This window comes from Streptomonospora wellingtoniae (genome assembly GCF_031845375.1).
Taxonomy (GTDB): domain Bacteria; phylum Actinomycetota; class Actinomycetes; order Streptosporangiales; family Streptosporangiaceae; genus Streptomonospora; species Streptomonospora wellingtoniae.
In genome coordinates, this window is the sequence record NZ_JAVREK010000001.1 from 1 (window position 1) to 12,403 (window position 12,403).

General features: G+C 74.1%; 8 protein-coding genes. All 8 read right to left on the reverse strand.

The genetic code is table 11. From position 1 onward, the window contains the following. Positions 1 to 172 precede the first annotated feature (172 nt). The 8 genes from RM446_RS00005 to RM446_RS00040 all read right to left on the reverse strand — a co-directional run bounded on the left by RM446_RS00005 (position 173) and on the right by RM446_RS00040 (position 11,849). Positions 173 to 2,386 carry an AAA family ATPase gene (locus tag RM446_RS00005; protein WP_398694221.1) on the reverse strand — a complete coding sequence of 738 codons (2,214 nt, stop codon included), beginning with the start codon at positions 2,384 to 2,386 and terminating at the stop codon, positions 173 to 175. Between the two features lie 167 nt (positions 2,387 to 2,553). Then, positions 2,554 to 7,371 carry an SbcC/MukB-like Walker B domain-containing protein gene (locus RM446_RS00010; RefSeq protein ID WP_311542916.1) on the reverse strand — a complete coding sequence of 1,606 codons (4,818 nt, stop codon included), beginning with the start codon at positions 7,369 to 7,371 and terminating at the stop codon, positions 2,554 to 2,556. A 131-nt stretch (positions 7,372 to 7,502) separates the two neighbouring features. Continuing rightward, positions 7,503 to 8,747, reverse strand: coding sequence for a TIGR02678 family protein (locus RM446_RS00015; protein ID WP_311542917.1), 1,245 nt, complete (start codon positions 8,745 to 8,747; stop codon positions 7,503 to 7,505). A gap of 141 nt (positions 8,748 to 8,888) precedes the next feature. Continuing rightward, complete coding sequence (locus tag RM446_RS00020) at positions 8,889 to 9,563, reverse strand: DUF2397 family protein (protein WP_311542918.1); 675 nt, start codon at positions 9,561 to 9,563, stop codon at positions 8,889 to 8,891. Between the two features lie 275 nt (positions 9,564 to 9,838). Next, entirely contained in the window at positions 9,839 to 10,369 is a 531-nt protein-coding gene (locus tag RM446_RS00025; RefSeq protein WP_311542919.1) for a hypothetical protein, read from the reverse strand. 229 nt (positions 10,370 to 10,598) lie between these two features. Continuing rightward, on the reverse strand, positions 10,599 to 10,874 hold the full coding sequence (locus RM446_RS00030; RefSeq protein WP_311542920.1) for a hypothetical protein: 276 nt from the start codon (positions 10,872 to 10,874) through the stop codon (positions 10,599 to 10,601). Between the two features lie 53 nt (positions 10,875 to 10,927). Next, complete coding sequence (locus RM446_RS00035; protein ID WP_311542921.1) at positions 10,928 to 11,221, reverse strand: hypothetical protein; 294 nt, start codon at positions 11,219 to 11,221, stop codon at positions 10,928 to 10,930. 355 nt (positions 11,222 to 11,576) lie between these two features. Next, positions 11,577 to 11,849: a hypothetical protein gene (locus RM446_RS00040; protein ID WP_311542922.1), complete on the reverse strand. Its 273-nt coding sequence runs from the start codon at positions 11,847 to 11,849 to the stop codon at positions 11,577 to 11,579. Positions 11,850 to 12,403: the final 554 nt, after the last annotated feature.

Here is a 12,403-nt window from a genome sequence, read left to right on the forward strand (position 1 = left end):
CCCGGGGCCGGGGCCCTGGTGGAGCGGTTGGAGCCGTCCAAGGGCAAGCGGGGCGCCTACCGGGTACTCAAACGCCATCTGATCGATGTGATCTACCGGGCCATGGTCCGGGACCGGGCGGGGTGGGACCATGCCGCGATCGAGCATCATCTCGCCGCTTGACATAGAAGGGTCAACGGCGATGTGCCGCCCTCTGCGGGTTCTCCACCCCGGGCTGGGGTGCCGCGGGCGCCCCCGCGGCACCGCGGTCCTCCGCGCCCCCGGGGGGCCCCGCCTCGCCCGTCCGGCCGGACTCGGCGACCCACACGTTGGACATCGCGTCGCGCTGGATGCGCCGGATGTCCGCGGGCAGGCCGATCCGATACAGCGCGTCGGGCAGCCGCGTGTCGTGGGTGAAAACCACCAGTTGGCGGTGGCGGCCCACCTCGGCCAGGACGTCGGCCAGCCCTTCGACCGTCTCGGTGTCCATCGCCTGCACCGGGTCGTCCAGCAGCAGGAAGCCGAAGGGGTTGTCGGGCACCGTCGTCCGCGGCAGGCAGATCGACAGCGCGAGCGCCTGGAACTCCCCCTGGCTGAGCAGCCCGGGCGCGTTGCCGTCGTTCTCGGTGCCGTCCACGGCCACGTCAACCGCGACGCGGCGCCGCGCCCCCCGGCCCACCAGGCGCAGCGCCTCCAGGTCGATGCGGCGCTCCTGGCGCAGCCGGTGCCACACCTGCTCGGCGTGCGAGGCCAGCGGACGCAGCCGCTCGGCGCGAATCTCGCGGGCGATCGCGGTCAGCCACTCCAGGCCGCGCTCGGCCGGGCCCAGGGTCTCCGCCGCACCGGCCGCGGCCCGGGCGTCGGCGACCCACGCGCCCAGCTGGTCGGCCAGTTCCGCCCACCCGTCGGTGGGATCGTCCAGCTGCTCCCCTGCGGCCTTGCGCGCGGCGACGGCGGTCGAGCGCAGCCGGCGGCCCACGGTCTCGATGTGCTCGGCGAGCTGGGTCAGGTCGCTTATCTGCGCACCGGCCTCCCATTCCTCCCACACCCGGCCGAGCTCGCTGTCGGGCGGCAGCCACGAGGGCATCGGGGCCATCAGGAACCGGGCCTGGTCGCGGGCGCTCTCGGCACGCTCGTAGGCCGCCGAGGCGTTCGCCGCGATCGGTTCCAGGCGCCTGATCTCCGCGCGGGCGCGCTGCTCCCACTCGGGGCCGAACGCGCCGCCGGTCCCGCATGTGGGGCAGTCGTCCTCGGAGGGATGGCGTTCGCGGTGCTCCATGGCGCGGCGAAGCAGGTCCACGACGCCGCGCGCGTGGTCGCCCTTGGTGCCGGCGGCCATCGCCAGCTCCATGGCGGCGCCCCGCAGCTCGTTGACGACGTCGGTGAGCAGGCCGCGCTCGGGCACCGACAGCCGGCGCAGGCGGCGCAGCACCACGTGCTGCCGGCGGTCGGCCGGGCCGTCGTCGGCCGCGATGGACGCGAGCCGGTCGAGATCGATCTTCTCGGCGCCGAGCAGCTCCGCGGCCGTGCGGGCGCGCCGGTCGTCGCTGGCGTGCAACCGCTGCACGAGGTAGCCGTGCTCGTGGCCCGGGCGGTCGCGCTGCTTGGCGAGGCGGTCGCAGGACTTGGCCAGGCGGCGCTCGGCCGCGGTCAGGTCGGTCAGGCCCAGCAGGGCCGTCAGCGTGTCGTAGAGCTCGGCGGCGCGGCCGGTGACGGCCCGGCCGAGTTCGTCGTAGGACAGGAACGGCCGGTAGCGGGAGAGTTCGGGGTCCCAACCCAGGCTGCGCAGCGGGGCGGTGGTGCCGTCGGGCGAGACCACCTCGCCCCGCGCCGAGCGCACGCTCTCGCCGGTCCAGGCGCGCGTCACGCGCGTGGGCCCCGGATCGGCGGGCGACTGCAGCTCGACGGTGATCTCGGTGCGCTCGTCGAAGTGCAGATTGCGCCAGCCGTCGCGCCAGTCGGCCGGCATGGCGTCCCAGCGCAGGTTGCGGCCGGTCAGCGCGGCCTCGGCGGCCTCGGCGAAGCTGGACTTGCCCGAGCCGTTGCGGCCCACGATGACCGTCAGGCCGGGCCCCGGCGGGAACTCCAGCGCGCTGGGGCTGCCGATGCCCCGGAACCCCTGGACCTCGATCCGGCGCAGGAAGCTGCGGCCGCCGCGGGCAGCAGCGCCGCCGGGAACCGGCTCGGCGCCCTCTCCCGGCGGTTCGGGCACCTCTTCGCCGCGGGCGCAGGCGGCCACCGCCTCGTCGCCCTGCAGGGCCGCCCACACCCACCGTCGCGCGGCGGGATCGAGGCCGGACTCGGCCAGGCGGTCCAGGAGGGAACGCGCGGCGTCCGCGCTGCTGTCGTACCGGCGCGGGGCAGCGCCGGTGGAGGTCCCAGGACCCGTCGTCACTGTCCTCACCACACCCGCTCAGTTGTTGGCCACGCACAGCAGACTAGGACAGGACGGGTCAAAGCAGTAGCGCGGCCCGTGAACGGCGCAGGTGCAGCGCTGTACCCGCCGATCCGCAGCGGTCATGGGAGCCGCGCGCGGGCACCGGTGACCGGGCGGCCCGGCCGGCACGCGCACCCTCACACCCCCACGAGCCTGCGCCTGCTGCCGTCCCAGGTGAAGTGGAGGGTGGCGATCCCCGGCACGGCCGGATCGCGCAGGCACTCGTAGATGTGCAGGCTCGGCACGCTCTCGAAGCACCCCCAGACGCGCTCGGAGGTGAGCACGAAGTCCAGGTCGAGCTCGACCAGCAGTCCCAGCAGGCGCCCGTGCGTGGGCTCGTCCACCTTGGCGAAGGCGTCGTCGAGCAGGATCAGCCGCGGCGCCACCGGGGCCTGGGCGGCGAGCGAGCCGAACTGCGCCGCCGCGGCCGCGAACAGCACCAGGTAGGCCACGACGCGCTGCTCGCCCTGGCTGAGGGCGGTGCGGTGGCTCAGCCGCCGCTCGCGGCCAGGGTGGGCGGCGTCGGTCACGTAGACGGTGAAGGCGAACCAGGACCGGTAGTCCAGGGCGGCGCGCAGCTGGGCGCCGCCGGTGGCGGTGGGGTCGAGGCGGCGGATCGCCTCGATGCAGCGCCGCAGTGCGTCGCGCAACCGCGTGGTCTCGACGCGGGTGCGCTGCTCGGGCGGGCGGGCCAGCAGCGGGACGACCGCCTGGATGTCCTCGTCGGCGTCGGGGGCCAGCTGCCAGTCCAGGCGCACACCCAAGCCCTGGGAGGTGGTGGTGTCGCCCAGGACGTCGTTCATGGTCGAGATGAGCGCGCGGGCCTCCTCGATCTGCCGGCGCAGGTGGCCGGCCAGCTCGCCGAGCAGGTGGCGCTCGAAGGCCTCCTCCTCGCGCAGCAGCGCGTCCTCCTCCGCCGCGGCGACCGCCTCGTCCAGGTGCCCGGCGTAGCCGGTGATGTCGTGGCTGCCGTCGTCGCAGTGGACGGTGAGCCGTTTCAGCCCGGCGGGCTCGGTCAGCTCGGTCCAGGCGCCCACGGCCTCGCTGGCGGCGAGCATGCCGTGCAGCTCCTCGCGGCGGCGCAGGATGCCGCTGTCGTCGAGCTCTCCGTCGGCCGCGGGCTCGGGGTCGAGATTCTCCTTCAGCGAGGCCAGCAGCGCGTCGAGGGCGGCGACCCGCGCGGCGAGCGCGTCGTGGTCGGCCTCGGCCGCGGCCTCGGCGGGGTCGCCGGCCGCCTGCGGCTCCCCTTCCTTCCCGTGCTCCTCCTCGGCTTGTGCGGCGCGGTCGGGCTGCGGTTCCGCTTCGGCTTCCGGCCGCTCGGACGGTTCGCTCACGGCGTCTGCCACCGCGGCCTCCGGGGCAAGATGCCCGGCCACGGCTTCGAGCCCGGCGGCGGCCAGCAGCGCGGGGTCGGGGCCGCCGTCGTCGCGGGCGAGCATCGAGCGCAGTACGCGGCCGGAGTCGAGAGCGCGGCGGGCCTGCTCGGCGCGTTCGAGCACCGCGGTGTCCAGCCGGGTCTCCGCGCCTACGCGGTCGTCGCGGGCGCGCTGGGCCTCGCGCTCGACCCCGGGCAGCCGGTCGGCGGCGTCGTCCATCCGCTCGCGCACTTGGCCCACCGCACCGGAGATCTGGTCGGGAGCGGCTGCGCGGGCCCTGTCGGTGAGCTCGATCTCGCGCCGCACGGTGATCATGTCGGTGATGGCGGCGGTGCGGGCGTCCTCGGCGAGGATGCGCCCGGAGCGGGCGTCCTCCCAGGCGGCGCTGTGGCCGCGGTAGTCCTCCAGCAGCACCGCGAGCTCGTCGAGGTCGCTGTGGGCGGCGGCCAGTTCGGTGCGCAGCCGCTCCAGCGCGGTGCGCGTGGCGGCGAGCTCCGCGGGGCCGGTGGACAGGCCGCGGCGGTCGGCGGGGTCGGCCAGCTCGGCGCGGCGGCTCAATGTGGTCTCGCGTGCCTGGGCGAGCTCGTCGCACGAGGCGTTGTGGGCACGCTGGGTGCCGGCCAGCCAGGCGCGCGCGTTGTCGAGGGCGGACCAGGCCGCGAGCACACCCGAGGGGTCGGGCAGCGCCCTGTCGGTCTCGACGAGGGCTGCGTGCATCCGCTCGATGTCGCCGCGGCGTTCCCCGGCCTCGGCGAGCAGGGCCTCGGCTATGGCGATGCGGCGGTCGATGTTGGCGAGGGTGCGGTCGCCCGTCTCGGCGCGGGCCTGCTTGCCGATGTACTCGGCGCCGGACTTGCTGTGGGCGCCGGAGGCGGCGCCCAGGCGCCACCGGCCGTCCAGCGACACGGCGCTGGCCGCGGGCGGCGGGCTGTCGCGCCGGTGGCGGGGCTCGGGCTCCTCCTCGCCGGGCGGCGGCAGCAGCCCGACGGAGTCGAGCAGCGCCGAGACCGCCCCGCTGGTGACACCGCCGGGGACGGGGTCGACGGGCACGAGTACGTCGCGCAGGCTGCGGCCCTTGACCGGACGGCCCGGGGCCAGCAGCAGGTCGCGGCTGGTGCCGTCGGTCAGCGAGCCGTCGGCGGCGATCCACCCGGACAGCACGCCGGAGGCCTCCAGCGCCGCCTCCAGCCCGGCGCGGTCCTCGTGGGAGAGATCGGAGGCGAAGTCGACGGCGAGGTAGAAGGGGGCGCCCGCGGCGTCGTCGCGGCCCGCGGTGGCCCAGGCGGGGCGATCGGGTGCGATGTGTCCGGAGGCCGCGCTGCGGCGCTCGGAGAGCTCGTCCAGCTCGGTCGAGAGCTCCCGCTCCTCGCCGACGGCGGTGTCGCGGCGGGTGCGCAGCTCGCGCAGCAGCGGGTCGACGATGCCGTGGGCGTGGCGGGCGACGCGTTCGGGCACGTCGGCGTCGAGGACGCGCAGGCTGTCCTCCAGCGGCAGCTCGACCAGCGACTCCAGCTCCGCCAGCTGCGCGCCCAGGTCGGCGTCGGGTGCGGTCTCGCGCAGCCCGGCGCACCAGCCGCGGACCCGATCGGCGTAGTCGGCGCTGGCGGCGCGGACCGCGTCGATGTCGGTCTGCTCGCGCTCACGGGCGCGCTCCAGGGCGGCCTCGGCGGCCTCGGCCTCGCCGGCGAGCGCGGCCTCGCGCTGCTCAGCAGCGGTGCGGCGCTCGGCGCGTTCGGCGAGGTCGGCGACCGCGGCCTCGCGCTCGGCGGCGCTCTGGTCGGCAGCGGACAACCGGTCGTGCAGCTCGGCCAAGCGCGAACGCAGGTCGTCCGCGTCGACACCGGTGACCGGTTCGCGCTCGACGGCCTGCTCCAGGCCCTCCAGGTTCACGCGGGTGACGCTCTCCCGCGGTGCGAGCGTGGTCGGTACGGGGTCCGGCACCTGGCCGAGGCAGCGGGGGTCGACTCCGGCGGTCTGGGCGGTGGTGCGCAGCCGCTCGTGGAGGCCGCCGAGCGCGTCCAGGGCGCGTCCGATCGCCGCGATGTCGGCGCCGACGCGGTGCTTGGCCTGCTCCTCGTTGGTGTTGGCGTAGCCCGCGGCGGCCGACGCGGCCTCGGCGGCGCGGATGTAGGCGGAGACCGCGGCGTCGCGAGCCTGCTGTTCGAAGTCGGACGCATGCTCGGGGGCGTCGCCGCTCCTGGAGAGGGTGGCGGCGTCGGAGGCGGCGGTGTCACGGGTGCGGCGCAGCCGGTCGCGCTCCTCCTGCACGGTGCCCTCGGCCGTGACAAGCTCCTCCAGCTCGCCGGTGAGCCGCTCGACCTCGGAGTCGCGACGGCGGTAGGCCTCGACCTGCTCCCGGACGGCCCCGGACTGGATCCGCAAGGCGCGGTGCAGGTAACCGCGGTAGTCGCCGAGGAATCCGGCGACCTGCTCGCGCGCCGTGCGCAGGGCCTCCAGCCGCGTGCGGGCCTGCTCCAGGTCGGTGATGTTGCGCGCCATCTCGTCCAGGACGGTCTCGTCCATGGGCGGCAGGGCCTCGGCGAGCACGGACACGAGCTCGCCCGCCTCCAGGCGCTCGCCGATGGTGGGCCGGCGCAGCCGGTAGAGCAGGTGGATCAGGTTGCGGTAGCGCACCGGGTCGTCGATGCCGAACAGCTCCCGCATGACGCGCGCCCGGTAGTCGACGGGGGTGTCGTAGCAGTTGCCCGGGCCGACCTCGGTGCGCAGCCGGTCGATGGGCATCGGGCGGCCGTCGGAGACCAGCGGGAGGTCGGTGCCGGCTTCGCGTTCGGTGATGAAGAACACGCTGCGGGCGTCGGTCCCGGGGGACGCGGTCACGGCCGCACCGAGGGTGATGCGGCGGGGGCCGGGGGCGTCCGCGTCGGCCCGGCCGCCCGCCTCGGCCGGGGCGGCGCCGCCGGAGCGGGTGAACTCCACCCACAGGTAGCCGAGGGTGGCCGTGGGGCCGTCCTGCTCAGCGGGTTCCGCAGGGTCGCCGGCGCCGGCGGCGGGGTCGGAGGGGTCGGCGCCGCGCCGCCGGGAGGTCTCGCCGTCGCGGCCCTCCAGCAGCAGCCAGCGCAGATTGGTCCGGCTGCTTCCGGTGGTGTCCAGCCGGCGGGCGTCGCCGTCGAGCAGGAACGGCAGCAGCATCTCCAGTGCCTTGGACTTGCCGGCGCCGTTGCGGCCGCGCAGCAGCAGGCGGCCGTCGGCGAAGTCGAAGACGTGGTCGTCGTAGTGCCAGACGTTCTGAATCCCGGCGCGGTTGAGCCGGTAGCGGCCGCTGACCGCGTCGCCGCCCCGCTCGCTCGGCCCGGTCGCGGGTTCGGCGGCGCCGCCGCCCTCCGCACGCGTGGCGGCGGGGGTGCCGGCCGCAGGCGTCGGCGCGGCGGCACCGAGCAGGTCGCCGGCGGGGACGGACCCGGCGGCGCGCCCCTGCTCGCCGGGCAGGCGTGCGGCGTCCCCGCTGCCGGACCCGTCTACCGGTGGGGACTCCTGGGCGCCGATGGCGCCGCCCGGCCGCTCGTCGCCGCCGCCGGGCGGCGACGGCTCCGTTCGCCCGTGGGCGTTGGCGACGGTCATCGCCCGTCCTCCGCTCTGTACCGTCTCGCGCACCGCCGGAGGCTCCGGCGGCGGGCGATGCTGACATTCTTCCGGATGCCGCGAGTGCCCGGCGTCCGCTCCCCGCCTCGCGGGGAGCCCGGGCCGCCCGGTCATCGCCCGGTGCCCGCCGGCACCTCCGCGGAGCCCGCCTGGGCGGGGGGTGTCGGCGGAGCACCGGAGGGCCGCCCGCAGTAGCGCGCGGCCGCGGCCCGCAACCGCCACCCGGAGCGCGGTGCGCCCGGGGGATCGGTGTGGTGGAGCAGGGCGGTGTCGTACAGCAGTCGCAGTGCCCGGGCCGCGAGGGTATCGGGGTCCGGCTCATGGCGCAGCGCCGAGCGGGCGCCGTGGCCGGGCCGGGCCCCGCCGTCGGCGTCGAGCACCTCGGCGAGTTCCGCGGTCAGCACGTCTTCGGGCACCTCCACCCCGCTCTCGGGCACGTGGGCCGGGGCCAGCCTGGCCACCAGGCGCTCCAGCAGCAGCAGGGCCGCCTGGCCGACCGGATCGGCTCTGGGGAACGCCGAGACGCCCTCGGCCGCGGCGTCGGCGGACATGATGAGGGCGACCCCTTCGGCGCGGACCTCGGCATCGCAGCCGAGCAGCTCGCCGAGCTCGGCCGCCGCCCGCCACTGGTGGTTAGCCAGTCGGCGGCGCTGGCGCTCGGTGAGGTCGGCCCGGTAGACGACGGCGGTCTCGGCGAGGGCGCGGCGCAGGGCGATCTCGCCCGCGTCCTCCCCCGCGGGGTCGGCGGCGTCGTGCTCGTCGACGAAGGCGCGCGCGTCGGCCGCTGCGTGCGGCGGATGGGCGACCACGCGGCGCACGGCCTCCTGGCGCACTGTGAGCACCACCTCTTCGGCCGGGTCGTCGGCGTAGGCTGCGAGCGCCCCTTCCTGCTCGCCGATCGCGCCCCATTCGGCGAGCTTGCGCAGCGCGGCGCTGAAGGCCCGGCGCTCGGCCATCCGCTCGCGCGGGTCCAGGGCGAGCCCGGCCTCAACGGCGGCAGCGCTGACGTCGTCGGCCAGGCGGGCCGCCGTGAGCGTTTCGGGGGCCTCCACGAGCACGGCCAGGCACAGCGCGAGGTAGCTGTAGGTGCGCGGCGTGAAGTCGGCGCCGCTGGGCCGGGTGAGGGGGCGGGCGGCGGGCCGCGCGAGCCCGGTCTTGGCCAGGCGGGCATGGTCGGCGGCGACGGTCAGCTCGTAGCCGAGGACCCGCCGGAAGCGCTGGATGAGCCAGTCCGAGTGGGCGCGGATGAGGGCGAAGTCCTCGGGATGGGTGCGGTCGGTGACGATCGGGGCGGCCAGCAGCCGCCGCGCGGCGGCCTGACGCTCCCCGGTGAGAGCGAAGTCCTCTGACGTCACGGGCGTCGCCACCTCCTTCGTCGGGTTCTCCGTCGCTGTTCGTGGATTGCTCGTGCCCGCTGTCCCGCGCGTCGCGGCCGAGGGGCGGTCCGAAGGGGCGGTCGGCCGACGCGCTCGTACCGGGAGCCCCGGAGGAGCGTCTCAGGCCTCGCGCGCGAACGGCAGGGCGGTGCCGGAGGCGGGTGTGGGGCTGTGGTGGGTGTCGGAGGGTTCGCGGGAGGCGGCGGCTTCGTCGGGCTCGCCGGCGGCGTCGAACGGGGTCACCCGCAACCGCAGTCCTTCCAGGCTGAGGTCGCCGCCGGAGCCGCGGAGGGTGATGGAGGCCTCGGGGTCGTGGCGTACGTGCAGGCGGATGCCGAGCTCCAGGTCCCCCGCCGAGACGGCGCGGCGTGTGGCGTCGCCGGACCCCAGAGCGGCGGTGAGCAGTTCCATCAGGACCTCCATGGCGGGATTGGAGAGCCGGATGCGGGAGTCGCCGCCGGTGGCCTCGGCCAGCACGCGGTGCAGCTCCTGGGCGGCCGAGCGGCGCCAGTGCACGGAGGACTCGGCCGCGTCGCGCAGCCGGGCCCGCTGCTCGGCGTGGTCGCGTACGGCGTCGGCCGGCAGTGCGCTGGCCAGCCGCGCCGCGGCGACACTGGCCAAGGGTGCCTCCCACCAGCTGACCGTGGCACCGGCGGGCTCGTCGCAGGGGCCGCCGAGGTGGGTGGCGCCGTGGACCGCGAAGGCCGCGGTGTAGATCTCGTCGGCCGAGCGGGGGTCGGCATCCTCGAACCAGGCCGCCAAGCGCAGGAGGGCGGCGCGGCCGTGCCGGGGCACCGGCCCCTCCGCACGCGTGCGCCCGGACCGTCGTCCCCCGGGGCCCGGGGCCTCGCCGCCGGGGCCCGCCGCAGTCACCTGTTCCGCTGAGACACCCACAACTCAGCAGACTAAAGACCCCCGGCCACCAACGCGGACGGAACCCGGCGATCCGGGGCTGCGAACAGGCCAATCGTACTCCTGTGACCTGCAAATACTCCGAGATCTGCAATTCTTGGCCGGCGCTGCCGAGAACCGGTCGGCCCGAGGGCGCGCGGGCGGCCCGCAGCGAGGGCTCACCATGCGGTGGGCAGCATGAGCCGGCCGCTGCCGACGTCGCGAACGCGGCCGCGCATCTCCTCGGGGAAGCCGCTGCGCCCGGTGAACGTGTAGCCGGTGTAGAACGCGGTCCCGTCGACCGTCTCGGCCCCGCTTAGTTCGACGGTGACGGGATAGGGGGAGTCCTGGCAGTCGGGCAGGCACCACGTGCCCTGCACATCGCCTTCTGCGACAGCGGGGCCGCCGCCCCAGGCCAGCCACTCCAGCCCGGTGAAGGTGGTCGACTGCGAGGCGACGAGGTTCTCAGGTCGCTGGTCGGCCTCGCCCTGTTCGTTGCCGTGGGTGTTGAAGACGTAGACGGTCTCGGGCGCCGTAGTCGGGTCGGCCTCGGCATCCATGCCCGCGGTCGCCGACGGCGGCGGCCGCACGGGCTCTTCGCGCTCGGCACCGTCGTCCGCTTCCGGAGCCGCTCCGCATCCGCCGAGCAGCGCGAACACGCACATCGCCGCCCCCCGCACGGTGAGGGCGGCCGGTTCTGCGACTGGCATGGCACCTCCGGACTACTCGTGCTCGCGACGGCGCCGCGGCCCACAACGACCGGATCACCGCGCCGCCGTCCCGGGAGGGGGCAGGGAGGCCGGGCGTGCTGTACGGAGCACAACCGCGAGGCGCTCAAGACCTGCCCCGGCCAATGCCAAAGTGGCAGCCGTCCGGCCGGGACGCCGGGAACCCGGCCGCACAGGGCGGCCGGGTTCCCTCACGCGGGGCGCGGACTGGTCAGAGCAGGTCACCCAGGTCCGCAGAGACCTCGAGCAGGCCATCGGCCACGGCCTCGGCCTCGGCTTCGGCCTCGTTGTCGTTGACGTTGAGGTTCTCGCTGGTGGCCTCGGCGTTGGCCTCCTGGGTCTGCTTCTGAGCGTTGATGATGGTCACCGGCGGCTGCTCGTCGTGACCATTGCCGCTGTAGTCGCTGGCGTGGGCGGGGGCGGCGGACAGCGCCATCCCAATTGCAGCACCCGCGACAAGACCGGCGACACTGAGCTTACGGAACATGAAACCCTCCCTAAAAGGAACCAAGAAAATCAGGATGTGGTGCGGATCAGGAATCAGATCTCGGGAGCCGGGATCTCTTCCTCAGCGGGGCCGATGATGATCTCGATCAGGCCACCGTCCTCGGCCACGGCCTCGGCCTCGGCCTCGTTCTCGTTGACGTTGGCGTTCGCGCTGGTGGCCTCGGCTTCGGCCTCCTGGGCCTGCTCTTGAGCGTTGACGATGGTCGCCGGCGGCTGCTCGTCGTGACCATTGCCGTTGTGGTCACTGGCGTGGGCGGGGGCGGCGGACAGCGCCATCCCGACTGCGGCACCCGCGACAAGGCCGGCGACACTGAGCTTGCGGAACATGGAAACCCTCCATGAAAACGAATTGCATAAGAGACGTGAATCGTCCCCTACACGGATCTTGCTAGACCTAAGGGAATTCTTCCAAGGCGGCACACCGGGCGCCCGGCATTGATATCTCCGCCGAGCCGCACCCAAGCGATAGTTCCGAAGGAGAATGGATTCGTTCTCCGGTGTACAGCGGCCGGAAACCCTCGTTCGGAAATTCGCGACTTCCGGGAAGCCCTAGGCGGACAGGCAGTCGAACGTGTGGCAGCGGTGGCCGCATGCCGAGAGTCCAACTGTGACCCGTGCCCCGCTCAGAGCGGAAGGGCCGGCCCCTCGAACGGTGATGGACGAGGGGCTCTTCAGAGCAGCGTCAGAGAAGGCCCAGGCTCACGTCGAGGCCCAGCAGGCCCCCGGCCTCGGCCACGGCCTCGGCCTCGGCCTCGTTCTCGTTGACGTTGACGTTCTCGCTGGTGGCCTCGGCGTCGGCCTCCTGGGTCTGCTCCTGCGTGTTGATGATGGTCACCGGCGGCTGCTCGTCGTGACCATTGCCGCTGTAGTCACTGGCGTGGGCGGGGGCGGCGGACAGCGCCATCCCGACTGCGGCACCCGCGACAAGACCGGCGACACTGAGCTTACGGAACATGAAACCCTCCATGGAAACGAACGCGGAAATGCCCCGAAATCGCCTTGAAGTGCGGGGCCCTCTCATGTCGACCGGACCGCGCGAACAGGCACCGATATTTCACGGTCTACCACCCGGACCGAATGGGAACGGAACCGGAACCGCTCCCGGTATCCGACCTGCCCGCACTGATCGATCGACCCTTGACCGGGATGAATCCGTCGGATCCCTGAACACCCCCTCAATGGCGACAGCCCTCCGAAGGGCCTCTGAACGGGCTGCTCAGAACCCGACCGGAACTCAACCCCCGGCCGACGGTCACAATCTTTACGGTCACTCGGATCGCTGTCAACAACAAAACCCACGACTCCAATATGTCCGATTCGCGCCATACCAAGCAATTTATTCAGCTAGATGTGGAGATGGCGAAAGGTAATTTGAGCACAATATTCCGCACCCTTGTGACTCGGTATAACTTCACCGAAGCCTCCTTGATTGGAGCGATTCGGCGCTTGAGTCGAGGCTGCGAGCGCCCACTGCGAAGCTCGCGATGTTTCTCCAGGTCAGCGGGTTCC